The sequence below is a fragment of the Brevundimonas mediterranea genome, assembly GCF_014196125.1.
In the GTDB taxonomy this organism is placed as follows: domain Bacteria; phylum Pseudomonadota; class Alphaproteobacteria; order Caulobacterales; family Caulobacteraceae; genus Brevundimonas; species Brevundimonas mediterranea.
Genome location: NZ_JACIDA010000002.1, coordinates 846012 through 862686, shown reverse-complemented (window position 1 = coordinate 862686; position 16675 = coordinate 846012). Strand labels below are relative to the sequence as shown.

17 protein-coding genes and 1 pseudogene are annotated in these 16675 nt (G+C 64.2%); 5 read left to right on the top strand and 13 right to left on the bottom strand.

Features of this window, described 5'->3' with window-relative positions:
• Positions 1–77: 77 nt before the first annotated feature.
• Positions 78–737 carry a methyltransferase family protein gene (locus tag GGR11_RS12980; protein ID WP_154725716.1) on the bottom strand — a complete coding sequence of 220 codons (660 nt, stop codon included), beginning with the start codon at positions 735–737 and terminating at the stop codon, positions 78–80.
• A gap of 11 nt (positions 738–748) precedes the next feature.
• Complete coding sequence (locus GGR11_RS12975; protein WP_183197577.1) at positions 749–988, bottom strand: DUF2933 domain-containing protein; 240 nt, start codon at positions 986–988, stop codon at positions 749–751.
• 152 nt (positions 989–1140) lie between these two features.
• On the opposite strand from GGR11_RS12975, the gene GGR11_RS12970 reads away from it, so the two are divergent.
• From GGR11_RS12970 to GGR11_RS12960, 3 genes are all read left to right on the top strand, one after another.
• Positions 1141–2355, top strand: a complete 1215-nt coding sequence (locus GGR11_RS12970; RefSeq protein ID WP_343051135.1) for an acetate/propionate family kinase — start codon at positions 1141–1143, stop codon at positions 2353–2355.
• A 49-nt stretch (positions 2356–2404) separates the two neighbouring features.
• A complete protein-coding gene (locus GGR11_RS12965) occupies positions 2405–3763 on the top strand; it encodes a hypothetical protein (protein WP_221205257.1) in 1359 nt (452 codons plus the stop codon).
• 386 nt (positions 3764–4149) lie between these two features.
• Positions 4150–5067, top strand: coding sequence for a ribose-phosphate pyrophosphokinase (locus GGR11_RS12960; protein WP_183197574.1), 918 nt, complete (start codon positions 4150–4152; stop codon positions 5065–5067).
• A 96-nt stretch (positions 5068–5163) separates the two neighbouring features.
• Here the strand turns inward: GGR11_RS12960 and GGR11_RS12955 are convergent, their stop codons facing one another.
• Positions 5164–6033 carry a universal stress protein gene (locus tag GGR11_RS12955; protein ID WP_183197573.1) on the bottom strand — a complete coding sequence of 290 codons (870 nt, stop codon included), beginning with the start codon at positions 6031–6033 and terminating at the stop codon, positions 5164–5166.
• A 186-nt stretch (positions 6034–6219) separates the two neighbouring features.
• On the opposite strand from GGR11_RS12955, the gene GGR11_RS12950 reads away from it, so the two are divergent.
• Positions 6220–6765: a hypothetical protein gene (locus tag GGR11_RS12950; RefSeq protein WP_183197571.1), complete on the top strand. Its 546-nt coding sequence runs from the start codon at positions 6220–6222 to the stop codon at positions 6763–6765.
• Positions 6766–7088: 323 nt separating this feature from the next.
• Here GGR11_RS12950 and GGR11_RS12945 read toward each other — a convergent pair whose 3' ends face one another.
• Together GGR11_RS12945 and GGR11_RS12940 are read right to left on the bottom strand one after the other, a co-directional pair.
• Positions 7089–7610, bottom strand: coding sequence for a DUF1003 domain-containing protein (locus GGR11_RS12945; protein ID WP_183197568.1), 522 nt, complete (start codon positions 7608–7610; stop codon positions 7089–7091).
• 42 nt (positions 7611–7652) lie between these two features.
• Positions 7653–8726: a zinc-binding dehydrogenase gene (locus GGR11_RS12940; RefSeq protein WP_183197567.1), complete on the bottom strand. Its 1074-nt coding sequence runs from the start codon at positions 8724–8726 to the stop codon at positions 7653–7655.
• 357 nt (positions 8727–9083) lie between these two features.
• Between GGR11_RS12940 and gnd the strand changes: the two genes are divergently transcribed.
• Entirely contained in the window at positions 9084–10061 is a 978-nt protein-coding gene (gene gnd / locus GGR11_RS12935; RefSeq protein ID WP_183197565.1) for a phosphogluconate dehydrogenase (NAD(+)-dependent, decarboxylating), read from the top strand.
• A gap of 353 nt (positions 10062–10414) precedes the next feature.
• Here gnd and GGR11_RS12930 read toward each other — a convergent pair whose 3' ends face one another.
• The 8 genes and pseudogenes from GGR11_RS12930 to GGR11_RS12900 form a co-directional block, all read right to left on the bottom strand.
• Positions 10415–11482, bottom strand: a complete 1068-nt coding sequence (locus GGR11_RS12930) for a sensor histidine kinase (RefSeq protein WP_183197563.1) — start codon at positions 11480–11482, stop codon at positions 10415–10417.
• A gap of 151 nt (positions 11483–11633) precedes the next feature.
• Complete coding sequence (locus GGR11_RS12925) at positions 11634–12167, bottom strand: pyridoxamine 5'-phosphate oxidase family protein (protein WP_183197561.1); 534 nt, start codon at positions 12165–12167, stop codon at positions 11634–11636.
• A 78-nt stretch (positions 12168–12245) separates the two neighbouring features.
• Entirely contained in the window at positions 12246–12569 is a 324-nt protein-coding gene (locus GGR11_RS16815) for a helix-turn-helix domain-containing protein (RefSeq protein ID WP_246331866.1), read from the bottom strand.
• Positions 12570–12647: 78 nt separating this feature from the next.
• A pseudogene (locus GGR11_RS16810) lies at positions 12648–12983 on the bottom strand (Crp/Fnr family transcriptional regulator); the annotation flags it as partial.
• 246 nt (positions 12984–13229) lie between these two features.
• The gene (locus GGR11_RS12915) at positions 13230–13754 is read right to left on the bottom strand and encodes a hypothetical protein (protein WP_183197557.1); all 525 of its coding nucleotides are present in this window, start codon (positions 13752–13754) and stop codon (positions 13230–13232) included.
• 335 nt (positions 13755–14089) lie between these two features.
• Complete coding sequence (locus GGR11_RS12910) at positions 14090–14383, bottom strand: hypothetical protein (protein ID WP_183197555.1); 294 nt, start codon at positions 14381–14383, stop codon at positions 14090–14092.
• A gap of 194 nt (positions 14384–14577) precedes the next feature.
• A complete protein-coding gene (locus GGR11_RS12905) occupies positions 14578–16212 on the bottom strand; it encodes an oleate hydratase (protein WP_183197553.1) in 1635 nt (544 codons plus the stop codon).
• Between the two features lie 178 nt (positions 16213–16390).
• Positions 16391–16651, bottom strand: a complete 261-nt coding sequence (locus GGR11_RS12900) for a DUF5676 family membrane protein (RefSeq protein WP_183197551.1) — start codon at positions 16649–16651, stop codon at positions 16391–16393.
• Positions 16652–16675: the final 24 nt, after the last annotated feature.

Genomic DNA, 16675 nt, shown 5'->3' with positions numbered 1-16675 from the left:
CCTTCGGATGCAGGCGGCGCCAATCGCCGACCTGTAATGGGCGTAGGGAGCTTTGAGATCGGGACCCGAACGGAATATCAGAGGCGGGAAGGCGCCGGGGCCGCCCGGGAGCGCAGCCGCGGAATGAAGGCCGGCGTGGCCCGCCTGTAGGTTGCGTACTCCGGGCCGAAGCGGGCTTCGGTCTCGCGTTCCTCGCTCCTTGCCAGCCGCCAGTACATGAAGACCAGGACCGGGAACATGCCCAGGGTGAGAACCGTCGGCCACTGCAACAGGAAGCCGAACATCACCAGGACGAAGCCGACGTATTGCGGATGGCGGATGGACCGATAGGGTCCGCTGGCGGCCAATGCGCCTTCCTGCTGAGCGCGATAGAGCACCGGCCAGGCCGCGGAGATGAGCCAGAAGCCGCCGCCGATGAAGGCGAAGCTGAGGATGTGGAAGGGTCCGAAATGGGGGTTCGCCCTCCAGCCGAACATCGTCTCCAGGAGGTGGCCGGCGTCGTGCGACCACCAATCGACGCCGGGGAAGCGCGTTTGCAGCCAGCCGGACAGGAAATAGAGGGTGAGCGGGAAACCGTACATCTCGGTGAAGAGCGCCACCAGGAAGGCGCTGAAGGCGCCGAACGAGCGCCAGTCCCGGCCCGTCCTCGGCTTGAAGAAGGTGAAGGCGAAAAAGATGAAGAGGACCGAGTTCAGGATGACGAGGGACCAGAGGCCGTAGGCTTGCGGTTCGGGCATGGGAACCTCGCTCAGGATTGGTGCGGACGGGAGGAATCGGCGGCCGAAGGGCCCGGCGGTCCCTGACGATGCCCGCGCCCATGACCGCCGTGCATGGTCATGTGCAGCAGCGGGCAGAGCAGGATCAGGAGGAACGGCAGCCAGCCGAGGAGATGAACACGATGCTCCCCGATGAGCAGATAGGCCAACCCTGCGCCGAAGGCTGCGAAGGTGAGGAGATTCAGGATGCGTCCTGGTCGGTTCGAAGCCATGGGGCTGAATCCTTTCGGGAGAGACTGAACATCGCTGCCTGTCAGACGCCGCCGGCGGCAAAGTATTACGCCGCGCCCGGATCGAGGGTGAGGGCGGCGAGGCGGCCGGCGCGGTCGGGTCTGTAACGGGCGAGGATTGGCTGCGTCAGGACGTGAACAGCACGCCCGGCGTGCGCCAGCCCGAGGTCAACGCCAGGATGCCGCCTGTCCTCGCCCTCAACGTCGGCTCCTCCACGGTCAAGTTCGGCGTGTTCGAAGCCGCCCGGGGACACCTTGCACCGGTGTTGCGGGGCCGGATCGAATCTAACGGCGCGGGTCGACGGCTCGTGAGCCAGGACGCCGCCGGCGGCGTCCTGTCCGAAACGCCCTGGGTCGCCGGGGGCGACGACGCGACGTCAGATCTGTTGCGTTGGGTGGAGGCGCGACTGGCCGGACCCGTGGCCGCGGTCGGACATCGCGTGGTCCACGGCGGCCCCGACTTCAGCCAGGCGGTCGCCGCCTCCGAACCGGTTCTCGAGAGCCTTGAGGCCCTTGCCCCGCTTGCGCCCCTGCACCAGCAGCAAGGACTTGCGGGGGTCCGGGCGCTCCGCAAGGCGTGTCCCGATCTGCCTCAGGTCCTGACGTTCGATACCGCCTTCCATGGCGGTCACGAACCGGTGGCGGATCGGCTGGGTCTGCCCCGGCTCTGGGAAGCCAGAGGGCTTCGCCGCTACGGCTTCCACGGCCTGTCCTACGAGTCTGTGGCCGGACAGCTTGCGATGCTCGATCCGTCGATGGCTGAGGGACGCGTGGTTGCGGCCCATCTGGGTTCGGGCGCGAGCCTTTGCGCGCTGAGGAACGGCCGGAGCATCGACACCACCATGGGCGCCACGCCGCTCGACGGCCTGGTCATGGGCACGCGCTGTGGGAGCCTGGACCCTGGGGTGGTGCTCTATCTGCAGCAAGCCGGGGGCCTCGACGCCGCCGGATTGGTCGATCTGCTCTATCGGCGCTCCGGCCTGCTGGGCGTCTCGGGTCTCAGTGGCGACATGCGGGTTTTGCTGGAAAGCGACAGCCCGGCCGCGCGGGAGGCGGTCGATCTGTTCGTCTATCGGGCGGCGCGCGAGGTCGCGGCCCTGGCGGGGAGCCTGGAGGGTCTCGACGGTCTGGTCTTCACCGCGGGCATCGGCGAGAATTCGCCGCGGATCCGGGCGGAGATCTGCGCACGGCTCGCCTGGTTGGGGGTCGAACTCGACCCGGCCGCCAATCGTCGCGGTACTGGACGCCTGAGCGCGGTCGGCGCTCCCGTCACCGTCTGGATGATCCGCACGGACGAAGAACGCGTGATCGCGCGCCACGTGTCCCGGCTGCTTGGCCTTGACCGGTGACTCGGCGCAGTTCACGCCGGTTCGCCACCACAAGGAGGCCCGTTCATTGATGACCGACCTGTCGCCCTCGGCCGGCTCCGTCCGCGCAGACCAGCTGAACGGCGGCTGCTTCTGCGTGGGGGTGGATCAGACGGCCCTCGCGGCCGCGCTTGATCGTGAGACGGGGATCCCCGGATTTGCCGCGGACCTGGCGGAAACCCACCCCTGGCTGTTCGCGCGGTCCCCCGTCTTCCTGCCCGCGGAGACGCTCGACCGGATGATGGCCGTGGTCGCGGCCGCGGAAACGGCGGTAATGCTACCCGGCTATCGCGAAGCGGCGGCTGCATGGACGCCCCCGCTCGCACGTCGGGATCCCGGTCCTCATGGTGTCTTCATGGGGTATGACTTCCACGTCACGCCGTCCGGCCCCAAGCTCATCGAGATCAACACCAACGCCGGAGGCGCCTTCCTGAACGCGGTTCTCGCCCGCTCGCAGCAGATCTGTTGCGCCGGCGTCGTCGCCGGTGTCGAAACGCCCGGACCCGCTGCGTTCCAGCAGCAGGTCGGCGAGATGTTCCGTAAAGAGTGGCGACTGCAAAACGGGAAAGGGACGCCCGCAACGGTGGCCATCCTCGATGATGATCCGCAGGCGCAGCCGCTGTACCCGGAGTTCAGGCTCGCTCAGGCTCAGCTTCGGGCGGCCGGCCTTGAAGCCCTGGTCGCGGACCCTCGCGATCTGACGATCGTAGGTGATGCGCTGATGCTCGGCGGCGTCCGGGTGGACATCGTCTACAATCGCCTCGTCGATTTCCTGCTGGAGCAGCCGACCCACGCGGTCCTCAGGCAGGCCTATGAGCGAGGCCTTGTGGTGGTCACGCCCAACCCGCACATCTATAGCCGCCTCGCAGACAAGCAGAACCTCACCCTGCTGTCCGACCCGGACAGACTCCGCAGCTGGGGACTGGCGGCGGAGCAGGCCGCGGTCCTTGCGGCGGCCGTTCCCCGGACCGTCCTCGTAGGGCCGGAAAACGCCGCCGAGCTTTGGGCGGACCGGCGCAACTGGTTCTTCAAGCCGGCCCGGGGCCACGCCAGCAAGGCGACCTACCGCGGCGCCAAACTCACCCGGCGGGTCTGGGAAGAGATCAAGAACTCCACCTACGTCGCCCAGACCTATGCCGCTCCGGGAGAACGACGCATTCCGCCCGCTGCCGAGCCGGTCAGTCTGAAGGTCGATGTGCGCCTCTACACCTACGGAGGAAGGATGCTGCTCGCGGCCGCCCGGCTCTACCAGGGGCAGACCACCAACATGCGCACGCCGGGCGGCGGGTTCGCGCCGGTCCTCGTTCTGCCGGCAGCCGTTGCGAACATTGATCCGTGCACGGGCGCCGCCACACCGTCGCCCGGCACGGCCTGTCACGGCTGTTCATAGGCGGAGACGGCCCTGACCGGATCGTCGCGCCGACCGGGGCGCGCGACATGGGATCCGGCCTTTTTCTCAAGGGAGCCGGCCTGGCCGAGCTCTGATCTTACGCCTTGGCCCTGGCGGGATCAGCGGCGCCATGTTCCTCGGAGGCTGGCTTCTGTTCCGGCGTCAGTGGTGACCACGACCGGGTTCGGGTCGGCGATACCTGAGACAACCGGTCGGCGCGCCCGGCCGGGAAGGTCGCGAACTGCGGTCCCAAGGCAAGCGCACCCATTGTAAGGGCGACCCGGCTGCCGCGTCTGAGCTAGCGTCCCGTGATGACGCGGCAAGGGCGCAAGTTCCCCGGCGGCGGCGATGGGCTAAGGTCTTCAATTCTGTTTTCGGGAGTCCACATGCGATTGATCCTGCCCATGCCGGGGAATGAGGCCTTCGGCGAGCAGCTGGCCAAGGCGGGTGGATTTGAGCTCGGACGGCTAGAAACCCGCCATTTTCCGGACGGCGAGAGCTATGTCCGGCTTTTGTCCGACGTAGTCGGACGCCCCGTCGATGTGGTCTGTAGTCTGGCCCGTCCGGATCCGGGGTTCCTGAGCTTGATCTTTGCAGCCGACGCAGCCCGGGATCTCGGCGCGGCGGAGGTGAATCTGGTCGCGCCCTATCTGGCCTACATGCGTCAGGACCGGCGCTTCGCGACCGGCGAGGCCGTAACCTCGCGTCCGTTCGCCCGGCTCATCTCAAGCAGCTTTGACCGCCTCGTCACGGTCGACCCGCATCTGCACCGCTATCCGGCACTGACCGCCCTGTACGCCATTCCCACCCGCACGCTGCATGCCGCGCCCGCGCTGGCCGAATGGATCGCCGCCGAAGTTCCTCACCCGTTGATCATCGGTCCCGATGAGGAAAGCGAGCAGTGGGTCCAGGCGGTCGCCGCAGCAGTCGGTGCGCCCCATGTCGTGCTGAGCAAAATCCGGCGCGGGGATCGCGAGGTCGAGATCGAGTTTCCGGACCTCACGCCGTGGCCAGACCGCCGCCCGGTCCTGCTCGACGACATTGCGTCCTCCGGACGAACACTCATCGAGGCCGCTCGCCAACTGCAACAACGAGGCCTGCCGCCGCCCGTCTGCGTCGTCGTTCACGGTATCTTTGCGGGGGAGGCCTTCGCAGAGCTCTCCCGCGTCTCCGAAAGGGTCGTGTCAAGCGACAGCGTCCTGCATGCCAGCAATGCCATCAGGCTCGCGCCGCTTGTAGCGGCGGCGCTGCAGACCCTGGAGTCGGATGGCCCGGTCCGGCGCCGACGTCGCGAGGCGGACTAAGCAGAATTGACCAAGCGGCACGAAGTTTTTTGGTCCTGACCGACCCCAAGCGGCGTCGCCGCCGAGCCAGGGGTGCGCCGCCACGGCCGATCAGTGTCAATGACTCAAAAGTACCGCACGGGTGGTTTGCGCAAGCAAGGTTCGCGTGAACCCGCCGAACACCCATTGCTGGAGACGGCTGTGGCCAAAGGCGCCGGCGACAATGAGGTCCGCCTTCTGTCGTTCAGCAAGATCCAGAAACTGGTCGGCGGCGCCAGCGTCCCTTTCTCCAATGGCCGCATCGACGGTTGCCTGCACGCCATGATCAAGCAAATAGCTGGCTACATCAGTCAAGCGATCCATCGTCGCCGGCTCCGCGCTCTTGTTGTCGCAGATTTCCGCCACCAGGACGGTTTCAGCTCGCTGCAAGAAGGGCAAGGCATCCACGAGGGCGCGCCGCGCCTCTCGCGTGTCCTTCCATGCCACCACCACGCTTCTGACTTTAAGCTCGGGCGCGCCGGGAGGTGTCACCAACACGGGGCGGCCGGTCTGCATTATCAAAGCGCCGGGGTGGGCAACGTCGTATTCCGACGCCCCGCGTCGCTCGCTGCGGCTGGTGATGAGGAGATCGGCTGAACGAGCTTCCGCGGAAATTGTGGCCAACGGGAACTCCACCCTTGCCCGCCATTCCGATCCCGCCTGTACCTGCAGGGCCGCGTGCCTGAATTTCTCCTCTGCACGCTTCAGGCCGGCCTCTACAGCTTTTAGTTTCGCCTCGGTCAGGTCGTCTCCCCCGTAGCCGAAACCCTCGCCGCCATATCTGTCGCCGCCGTAGCCATCACCGCCATAATAGGAACTCTCGTAGAGTTCGGCGCCGACGCCGAGCAGCCTGGCGCCGAACTGATTGGCGAGATCGACAGCCAGCGCCAGTCGTGGATCCGGCAAAGGCCGACCTTCGACGTGGACCAGCATACATTTGAAGGACATAAAGGACTCCCTGCGCAAACCGCCCGCAGCGGGGTCGTTGCCGCGCCGACCTGAAGACGTCGCCTGCAAGGGGCATTTCAGATAGCCCCTACCCAGGTGACCGCATCGGCTTTCGCATCAGCAGCGCCATCTGCTCAGCTTTGCGTGGCCTATGGGGTAGGGGGATCTGCAAGCACAGAGCAGCCGTTGATCCAGACCTGGACTTCACTTTTGGATTTGCGCGGTGCTCTCTTCATGCGCTTCGGTAGACAACCGATGCGCCGCCGCGGAAAGCGCGTGCGCCTGGCTCGAGTGCTGGTGACACGCGGCATGCTCACCATTTTTGTGGTTCTCGGAGGCGGACCGGTGACATTTCGCGGATGCCTCGTGGCTTTCGGCCGCTTGCGTGTGACAGTCAGTCGCCATCGGTCTTATCCTCTGGGCTCAATGCCCGGATATCAGGACGCCCATACTCCCTGGACATTACAGTCGCCGTGCATCTCCAGCTTAAGCACGATAGAGCCGCGTCACGCGACGATGGACGCTTTTAATCGGGCGACGAACGCCCTTCCGGAAAGGCCATTCGGTAACGTCGGAGTCCATGGAGACGCCGGGCAACGACGGCTGAAATACCAGCCGGGGGCTGTGATTCACCAGCCCGGACATGCTTTGGCGGCAGCCGCTGAATCCATGGCGTGCTTGATGTTGGCCGGAACAACGCTGATCGCATACAACACGCCCGCCGCGCGATGAGGCCCGAAATACGCAGGGCCGTCACGTCAAGGATGCCCAGCATGCCCATGACCCGGATCCATGACCCAGGCCACACACTCAGCTATCCTGACCGAACAGGCCTGGCCAACCTTCGCGGCCTGTCGCCCATGCAGTGGGCGCGCGTCGTCATCGACCTGCGCCCACCCGGACTTTAGACTGACGTTGGAAGACTACTACCAACGCGTCCTCAGAGGATTCTGTGGCCTGCAACCTGTGGACCGCCATGCTGCTCGACGGGGCCTTGTCCTCGCATGCGGTTCGGCCGGCCGGGCAGTAGGAAAGCGCGCTGACGACGAGACGGTTCAGGGCCTTGCAAGCGCCGCCAAGGCGGCCTCGATGCGCTCCATCTGGCCCTGGCTGAGCTGGAGCCGGTCGTGCAGACGCATGATCTCCAGCTCGGCGCGCAGATTGACCGTGTAGTCATGCTCTGCCGCGATACGATCGCGGACCGCCTGGCGCTTCTGGCTCATCATGATCACCGGGGCCTGCAGCGCGGCCACCGCCGACAGCATCAGGTTGAGGAAGATGAAGGGGTAGGGATCGAAGGCCGCGGTGAAGCGCGCGAGGACGAGGTTGAGAGCCGCCCAGCCGAGCAGGACGCAGCTGAACACGCCGATGAAGGTCCACGAGCCCCCGACATCGGCGACGGTGTCCGCCAGCCGTTCCCAGAACGTCCGATCGTCGATCTCCAGAATCGGACTGACGCCCGATGGCGCTTCTGTGACCATCAGATCGACGACGCTTCTCTGCACTGGAGTAAGATCGGCATAGGGCACGCCGAGCAGTCCCAGGGAGAGCTCGTCCTGGCGGATTTGGAGGGTCATGTCGCGCGGTCCGTAAGCCTGGTCGTATCGCTGAAGACGGCGCTAGGGCGTTATCGCGACCTTTAGCACGCCGTCTCTCTGATGCGAGAATAGATCATAGGCCGCTTCAATCTCATCGAGCTTGAAGCGGTGGGTCACCATGGCGCTCAGATCCACCCGCCCGGACTCGATGACGGCCAGCAGTCGGCGCATCCGTTCCTTGCCGCCCGGACATAGCGTGGTGATGATCTTGTGGTTGCCGAGCCCCGAGGTGAAGGCATCCATGGGAATCTTGAGGTCGGTCGAGTAGACGCCGAGGCTCGACAGCACACCGCCCGGCCGCAGGACCCGCAAGGCGGCCTCGAACGTCGCCTGGGTCCCTAAAGCCTCGATCGCCACATCGACGCCGCGCCCGCGGGTGATCCGCATGATCTCTTCGACGGGGTTGGTTTTGCTTGCGTCAATGACATGATCGGCGCCCAGTCTCCGTGAGACTTCGAGTCTCGAAGCGATCCGGTCGACGACGATAATGACGGCCGCGCCCATAAGCCTGGCTCCGGCAGTCGCGCAAAGGCCGATGGGACCTTGGGCCATCACGGCGACCGTGTCGCCGATGCTGACCTCCCCGCTTTGCGCGCCGCTGAAGCCGGTCGACATGATGTCCGGGCACATCAAAACCTGTTCGTCGGTGAGACCTTTCGGGATCACGGCCAGGTTCACCATCGCATCGGGTATGAGGACATATTCAGCCTGGCAACCATCAATGGTGTTGCCGAGCTTCCAGCCGCCTGCCGGCTTCCAGCCATGCTCGGCGCCGGCGCCGTCCTGGGAGTGGTGACCGCAAAGGCAGGCGTTGCTGTAGCCGCTCGGGGTGATCGCGCCCGAAATGACCCGCTGCCCCTCCTTCAGCCCGCGCACCTCCCGTCCGAGCTTTTCGATAACCCCGACAGGCTCGTGTCCTACGGTGAGACCCCGGGCCACGGGGTACTCTCCCTTCAGGATGTGCACATCCGTGCCGCAGATCGTGGTCGTCGTGATCCGTATCAGCGCATCGAGCGGACCAATCTCCGGGATCGTCTTGTCCTCAAGGACGACGCGACCCGGCTCTACGAAAACGGCTGCCCGCATCTTGCTCATGGGAAGGCTCCACGCACCGGATCCGGATTGGCGTAGCTCAACCAGCGGACCAGTGCGGAACTAGATCGCCCCTCCGTTGCGCGCGTTGATGTGAATCAATGCCAGGCAAGGGCTCGTTTGACATGGCCTCAGCATGGCAATCCTCTCGATCAAAGATTTCCGGGAGGCAACCCTCTCTCGGGCGCGGCTTGGAACGCGAGGACGAGGCGTTGAGGTTGTCGGCAGAGATCACGCACGAAGCAGGCCTGCTCTGTGCGCAGAACGATCGTGTATCGGCGAGCGGCGACCCAAACGTCCGCACGCTTCGACTCGCAGATTGCCGCCGCCGCTACGGCGGCGAGGAGTGTCGGTGCTCCGATGCAGCTAGGAATTGTGGGCCTGGGCCGGATGGGAGGCGACATTGCCAGACGCTTGCTGGCCGACGGCCACACGTGCGTCGTCTACGATCTTGACCCGACTGCTCTCGACGCCTTGGTTGCCCAAGGGGCGGCGGCGGCCAAAAGCTTGGTCGACTTAACGCGTCGTCTGGCGCTCCCGCGACGCGTGTGGGTCATGTTGCCAGCCGGTGGGGTCACCGAGGATGTCATCAGTCAGCTGGCGGCCGCGATGGCGCCCGGCGATACGATAATTGACGGCGGAAACACTTATTACCGCGACGACATCCGGCGAGAAAAAGCCTTGAAGGCCAAGGGCCTGTTCTATCTTGATGTCGGCACCTCGGGAGGAATTTGGGGACTGGAACGCGGTTACTGCCTGATGGTGGGCGGGGCTGGTGAGGTTGTGGAGAGTATTGATCCGGTCCTTCGATCACTCGCTCCGGGACGAGGCGCGACGACGATGACGCGGCGGGAACCCGGCTCCGACCCCAGGGCCGAGCGGGGGTATATCCACGCAGGACCCGTCGGTGCGGGTCATTTCGTCAAGATGGTTCACAATGGTATCGAGTATGGGCTCATGCAGGCCTATGCTGAAGGCTTCGATGTTCTGCGAGGGAAGGGGTCCGCTGCCCTGCCGCCGGAGGAGCGCTACGATCTGAACCTTGCGGATATCGCCGAGGTTTGGCGCAGAGGCAGCGTCGTCCAATCCTGGCTTCTGGACCTCGCCGCTCAGGCCCTTGCCGATGACCCGCACCTGGCGGGCTTTTCTGGCAGCGTGATGGACAGCGGTGAGGCCCGCTGGGTGGTTGAAGCCGCCATTGAGGAAGCCGTTCCCGCTGATGTGTTGGCGACAGCCCTCTTCGTCCGTTTTCGATCCCGCCAACAACACACGTTCGGTGAAAAGCTGTTGTCGGCGATGCGGCTAGCGTTCGGTGGCCACGTGGAACCGGCGCCCTAGGGTCGAGAGGTGTTGTCAGCCCGGGGGAAACGAAGCGGGTTCACCCCGTGTGCGTCCACTCTGCGGAGGCAGGTCATCGTGCTGCAAGAAGTACAGTTTGCGGCACGATCAGGAGGCTCTCGGAGTTCGACGCACGGAGTTTAAGAGCGATCCTTGCATGCTGCCATGACGCGCTCGCTTGAGAGCGACGTCGAAAAAACCTTGATCCAGGTGTGAGGAAGCCAATCGAACGAAACTGCTCACCTCAATTAAAGAACGGAGATCTTCAACACGAGACAATCACCTCATGCGAACAGGGGGAGGAGCGAAACGCGTTGATCGATTTGACCATGCCGCCCTGGCGCTGGCCGGCCTTACCGCCAAGCCTCGTTTTGGCTGACAGAGCCCGCTGTGTCTGTGTCGGAGTCGTGAGTGATTGATACACGTGTGCCGGGCTGAGCGTCTGCGATCTCGATGCGGGCGCGCAGCTGATTGGCAAGAGCCTGAATGATTCCGGTGCCCAAGCCTGCCTTGGCCGTCTTCAAACCACTGAGCATGCCGACGCCGTTGTCGGTCACGCTCAGCGTCCATCCATCGCCCGCAGCGCGGTAGTCGACGGCGATTTCGCCGTTCCGGTCGTCGGGAAAGGCGTGTTTCAGCCCGTTGATGACCAACTCGGTGACGATCAAGCCCAGGCTGACGGACATGCCGGATGTCGCGATGCTGTCGTCGACCGTGACCGTCAGCGCCAGTTGGTTGTGGTCTCTGATCATCGAGTCTCCGATGCTTCGGCACAAGTCGGTGAAATAGGCTCGAAGCTCCACGTCCCCTGTCGTCGATCCGGCCAGGTGTCGCTGCACGGCTGCGACCGACATGATGCGCTGGTGGGCGTCGCGCAGGTGGCTTCGGCTTTCGTCCGAGCCGACGGTTCGAACGCCCTGCATCAGGACGCTGGCGATGATCTGGAGGCTGTTGGCGACCCGGTGCTGCACCTCCTGGTACAGTAACGCGTTTTCCCGAATGAGTTCGTCCTTCTGACGATCCTTCGCCCGTGAGATCGTCACGTCCGTGATCGTCAACAGGAGCCGCACCCCCTGACCAACGCCCGGGCTCAAGCGCCGCGCGTGAAAGATCAGATGCCTGGGCGGCCGGTCGGCGAGCACCATGTCCATTTCGTAAGCGCGTATGTCGGCGTTGCCATAGGCCGTCGCCTTCAGCAGGGACCAGAGCTGCGGCACATTCCATTCGCCCGCGCCCAGATCCGCCAGCCGGCATCCCGGGATAACGTTCGGCTCGACGTCGAAATCCTCAAGAAACGACTGACTGGCGGCCACGATCTCGAGATCACCGTCCAGCAGAAGCACGGGGGCGACCGAAGCGTTTATGAGCGACAGCGCAAGAGACATGGATATGTCGGGGACGGGCGCGGTCGATGTCGGCATGAACGATCCCTGTCGAATGTCGCCGAAGCGGCGGGGCCCCAGGGCCCGACCTGGTCCCCGCAGGCTATCCATGCGGACTGACAGCCGCCTTGATCCAGATCACCGGCGCGTTGGCGACCGGCGCGCCTCTAACGGCACGAAAGCGATTAAATCAGAGGGGCGCCTGAGCCCGTCGTGGCGGGCCTTCGGTCGCCTGCCCTGCGGATTCGCCAAGCGAGAAACATTCCGTTCGGCTTCGCCCATCGATGGCCGTGATCGCGCAGATCAGCTCGGGCTTCACATGGATGATGGCCACCGAACTGGTGGCCGGGCAGTAGACGCTCACCATCGGCCAACGCTTGAACATCATCTGATTGAGCCGTTCGACTTCGCCGGCGTCCGCCACCTCGGTGGCGCGCGCGGCCATCGAAACCCCGACAGCGCCGCCCCTTTCGGCGAGCGAATGGATCGAGACCGAAACGCGCGCGTCGGCCTGGAGATTGGCCAGCTTCTGGCTGTCGCGTCCGCTGACGAAATACAGGTTCAGCCCGTCATTCAGATAACCGACCGTCGTCACCTGGGGCCAGCCGTCGGGTCGATTGACCCCAATGCTCATCAGGCGTTCACGGTTGAGAAGGTCGACGATGGTGTCGACCGCGGCGCCGTTGATCGGCGGGTAGGCGTCAATAGTCGGGTTGGCGTCCACGGTGCCGTTCTCCTGATCAGCACCTCCCACTAACTTCCCCGCGGAACGCTGGCCTTGATCTGGCTCAATCCGCCGACTTCAGATCTCTCCGCCGGCGTGGGCGCGCAGCAGGTCCGGACGTTCGACGATCAGATCGCTCTGGGAGGGCATCGAGATGATGCCTTTGGCCTTCATGCGGGTCAGCACGCGGCTAACCGTCTCGATCGTCAGTCCCAGATAGTCGGCGATCTCGCCGCGTTTCATGGGCAGGCGGACGTGGCCAGGGGCCGTCGGCCGCGCGGGGTCGTGGCCCGGCAGGTCGAGAAGGAAGGACGCCAGGCGCTCAATGGCCGTCTTTCTGCCGAGCAGAAGCATCTGATTCTGGGCGGCGGCCAGCTCATGCGACGTACGGTGGAGAAGCATATGCTCCAGGGGCTGCGAACTTTCGACGAGGGCGCGGAATGGACCCTTGCGGAACCGGCAGACTGTCGTCGGTTCGATCGCCTCGGCGGAAAACACGTAGAACTCACCTATCGCCAGGCCCAGAAAGTCGCCGGCGAACAGAAAGCCGGTGATCTGGCGTCGACCGTCCGGCAGCAGTTTGTAGACCCGGAGCGACCCCGACGTGATGTTGAACACATGGGGCGCAGGTTCGCCTTCCCGCGTCAGAACCGCTCCGGCCGCCAGCTTGACGACTTCAGCCAGGCCTCCCAGGCGTTCAAGATCGCGATCGGCGACGCTGCCGCAGACGCTCAGCGCCCGCGCGCCGCAGCTGTCGCAATCGTTGACTTCAGGCCGGTCGACACATCCGTGAGGAAGCGATCGCGGCGCAAGCATGGGCTTCGTTACGGCGATCATTCGCTAAAGTGCGCGCAGGAGCTCGTTTCACCTAACGATTATTTGATTCAGATCAAATAATCAGCGCAGTTGGTGCTGCAATCGTCATTAGTGACCGGATATAATGAGCAGAACAACGCACTAACACGCGACCGAGATCGTCTCATCGAGACATTCACGTCAGTTTACTACTGTCAAGCTTCGCGGTTTGTTTGATCGGAGATGGTTGACATCCGGCGCGACCTGTCACGACCGTTCATAGGTGAAGACGGCCCTGACCGGCTCGTCACGCCGACCACGGCGCTCCACGTTGAAGGTCAGCACGTAGCGCCCGGGACGCTGAAGCGACACATAGCCGCCGTAGGTGGCGAAACCTTCCAGGGGCATGAGTTCCAGCGGCCCGGCTCCGGGGCCGGGGTTGTGTGGCCCGCTGATGCTCAGGGATACCTCGGCGTCATCGATGCGCCGGTTTGTTGCGGCGTCGAACACAGCGAGCGTGACGTGATCGGCCCTTGGCGGCGGCCCGTCGTGCATTCGGGACTCGGGGTGGGACCGGGGGTGACCGGCCACGGTCGCGCTATCGACCACGCCGTACTCAAGTCGCAGTCCGTCAACGGTCTGAGACTGACCAACAAAGGTCTGCGACTGGTCGTCAACGGGGTGCGACTGGCCGTCGGCCGGCTCGGCCTGGCAGGAAGCGAGCGTCAGCGCGACAACGGCGCCCAACAGGAGCGGGCGCGCCCGGTGGCGCAGGGAGGGGACGACAGACATCTTCCGGCCTTTTTCGCGACGAGCTGAACTGAACATCGAATGACGCGCGCCCGCGGCCCGACATTACAGGGCTTCGGTCCCGGCGTGGCCGGACGACCGCTCCGAACCGGCCGCTCCGGCGTAAAATCAGCCGGATCGCGGCTTCTATTGGCCGAATGGATTACCGCGGGGTCCACCACCCGTTGATCATCGGGCCCGGCCTCGGCTACAGCGCATTTGCCTTTGCGTCTCCATGAGCCTCCAGGCGCCTCCGCGTGCGCTCCGGGAGTGGTCTAACGGGACCGAGGCCATCGGCGCAGCGGTGGCGGAGTCTCCATTGATACAGATCGGCGTTCTCACTCGCCGAGCACCCGTCCCGCCAGATTGTAGCAGTGGGCTATCAGCACGCCGAAGATTCCGCCCACGACGAAGGCGCACAGGCTCCCGATCCCAAGCGCGGCGACAGAACCCACCGATTGGTCTGTGAGTTGCGTTGTGAAAAGGCCGACGAAGGCGTCGGCTCCGGGCAGGCTCAGCGCGGCCCATATCCACCCCAGAACGAATAGCCAGAGCGTCGCGAATGCACCGGTGCTTGCGACACGCAGGACACGCAGACGGGTGCGTCCGGGAAATACCTTGGCTTCAGTCATGGCGATCCTCTTTGAGGGGCTCGTCGGATCGGCGACAATCGCCGGCCCGCTCGAAAAAACAATGACGCATGGCGGGCTGAGAGATTACGGGACTATCCCAAGCATCGCCTTCGATGGTGAGGCCGTGCCGGTCGGGACACGGCCTGAAGGTGGGCGTTCGCACCAGGGATCGCGCGCGAGGGCGGCTGCAGCCCTCAGGATCGAATGTCGTGCAGCGCCTTGAACGCTCGGTAGAGTACGCGCGGGTCCGATTGCCCTTTGTAAACCGCGGGTGGAGTCAGCTTCAGATTCAGGAGTTCATATACCGCGACCTGTGCCGAACGGATCGAATATTCGACCGTGAACACGACATCATCCGGCAATTCACAGAACTGGCCGATGAACGCCAGATTCGTGAATCCCGGCGGGATCACGTGCGGGCGGTCCCCCCTCCCGCGAGGGAGGAACTGACTGGTGATGAACGGCATCATGCAGGGAATGCAGATGGAGCTCTCCAGAATCCCTGGCGCCACCGAACCGATGCCGAGGTGACCGAACACCTCTGTCAAGATTTCGCGGCCGTTGCAGGCCGACATCGGCTTTCTGACGAAATCGCCCGGCTGATCAACCGCGAGGCCATAGCCCCAGAAGACGCTGACGTCTTCAGGCTGACCGGTGAAGTGTGGCTGGTGGGGGATGACGATGGACGCTAGCCAGCTCGACTCGGGGAATGTGATCAGGCCCCCTTCGCCCGGCACATTGCCTGTGAGGTCGCGGACGATGTGCAGGAACGTTGGATCGCTCTGGGTCGTGGTGAATGACAGCCATTTGGACTCGCCGATATGATCGGCGAAGGCGGAAGGTCGTCCAAATGCAGGCCGACCCGCCGAGATCGTCTCCCAGAGCGTCCAGGCGCCGCCGTCGCGTTTGCCGTTGAGCGACGCCGCGTGGTCCATTGAGCCCAGGCTTGACGCCTCGGTCATTGAACCGAGGGTCACCAGCACGAGGTCGTCCGTGTCGATCACAATCTCCTCCGGCACGCCGTTTCGAGCGCACGCAATGCGTGCGACGGTCTCCCGGCCGGTCGGTCCGCCAAAGACGAGATCGGTGACGCGGCAGTTCATCTCGAACACCACCCCGCGGTCGTCGAGCCATTTTCGCAGCGGCCGCACGAGCGAATCGTACTGGTTGTAGACGGTTCGCAGAATGCCTTCGAGACGCTCGAAACCCCCCACCATATGGGCGAACCGCACCAGATAGCGCTTGAACTCAACGGCGCTGTGCCACGGCTGGAAAGCGAAGGTCGTGCACCACATGAACCAGAAATCCGTTTTGAAGAACGTCGGATCGAATTGATCCGCGATAGTGCTTCTGCCCAGCATGGCTTCCGGTTCGATCGCGAGCCGCTCAATCGTCAAGATATGCGTCTCGCGGAGGCCGAACTCCGGTGCGGTCTGCCTCTTGCCGTTTCGGAACAAGCGTGATTTCGACGATGTCTTTATCGTCTCATTCCATTCGAAGATCTCCTGGGTGACTGTCTTGTCGCCGGTGAGCGCGGGAATGGAAGAGAACAGCTCGAATGTGCAAAGGTATTTGCTCTCCAGCATCCGGCCGCCGCGCAACACATAGCCTTCCTCAGGCGATCCGGAACCGTCGAGGCTGCCGCCGATGGTGTTCAGTTCCTCCAGGATCGTGATCTGCTGGCCAGGAATGTCGCCGTCGCGGATCATGAATGCGGCCGCTGCCAACGAAGCGATGCCCCCCCCGACCAGATACGCCTTGGGAGGGCGTCGATCCGTGTCACGATCCTCGCCCAGGGAGGTGTCGATGGAGCGGACGTTTTCTGCCATGGCCGAAGACTCCTGTTGGGATGACTTGCGCTTCAATGCCCATCTGCGGACGCCGTGACGACGCCGGTCAGTGGTTTCCCACTCGTGATTCTCTTATCGCGTCAGCAACGGGACCGTGACGCGCGCGCTAAGCGTCGCCCGATCCCGGGAGTCCCGAAAGCCCGATGGCCTTCCGTATCTAACCCCGACCCCAGCGCCGGTTCAGCCAGTTGTAGACGGGGCAAAAAACCAATCCGGCGTAGGCCCCGTAGAGAAAGCTCTCGGCAAGGCCCAACAGGAATCCGGGCCATGTCAGCCACTGGAAGGCGGGCAACAGCTGCTCCAGCAGAGCCTGCGCATGCAAATTCTCGGGCGCGATCAAACCGTAGACCACGCACAGGAGGAACGTCACGGACGCCCATATGCCGAGGGCCCAGCTCACAATTTTAGTGTCCATCATTCGGCGTTTCCTTCGATGGTTCTG

Coding starts and splice junctions, on each gene's coding strand:
- GGR11_RS12900 (WP_183197551.1), bottom strand. CDS start 16,651: ATGATGGACACTAAAATTGTGAGCTGGGCCCTCGGCATATGGGCGTCC.
- gnd (WP_183197565.1), top strand. CDS start 9,084: ATGCAGCTAGGAATTGTGGGCCTGGGCCGGATGGGAGGCGACATTGCC.
- GGR11_RS12945 (WP_183197568.1), bottom strand. CDS start 7,610: ATGACCCTCCAAATCCGCCAGGACGAGCTCTCCCTGGGACTGCTCGGC.
- GGR11_RS12955 (WP_183197573.1), bottom strand. CDS start 6,033: ATGTCCTTCAAATGTATGCTGGTCCACGTCGAAGGTCGGCCTTTGCCG.
- GGR11_RS12915 (WP_183197557.1), bottom strand. CDS start 13,754: ATGTCTGTCGTCCCCTCCCTGCGCCACCGGGCGCGCCCGCTCCTGTTG.
- GGR11_RS12905 (WP_183197553.1), bottom strand. CDS start 16,212: ATGGCAGAAAACGTCCGCTCCATCGACACCTCCCTGGGCGAGGATCGT.
- GGR11_RS12975 (WP_183197577.1), bottom strand. CDS start 988: ATGGCTTCGAACCGACCAGGACGCATCCTGAATCTCCTCACCTTCGCA.
- GGR11_RS12960 (WP_183197574.1), top strand. CDS start 4,150: ATGCGATTGATCCTGCCCATGCCGGGGAATGAGGCCTTCGGCGAGCAG.
- GGR11_RS12910 (WP_183197555.1), bottom strand. CDS start 14,383: ATGACTGAAGCCAAGGTATTTCCCGGACGCACCCGTCTGCGTGTCCTG.
- GGR11_RS12930 (WP_183197563.1), bottom strand. CDS start 11,482: ATGCCGACATCGACCGCGCCCGTCCCCGACATATCCATGTCTCTTGCG.
- GGR11_RS12940 (WP_183197567.1), bottom strand. CDS start 8,726: ATGAGCAAGATGCGGGCAGCCGTTTTCGTAGAGCCGGGTCGCGTCGTC.
- GGR11_RS16815 (WP_246331866.1), bottom strand. CDS start 12,569: ATGCTTCTCCACCGTACGTCGCATGAGCTGGCCGCCGCCCAGAATCAG.
- GGR11_RS12980 (WP_154725716.1), bottom strand. CDS start 737: ATGCCCGAACCGCAAGCCTACGGCCTCTGGTCCCTCGTCATCCTGAAC.
- GGR11_RS12965 (WP_221205257.1), top strand. CDS start 2,405: ATGACCGACCTGTCGCCCTCGGCCGGCTCCGTCCGCGCAGACCAGCTG.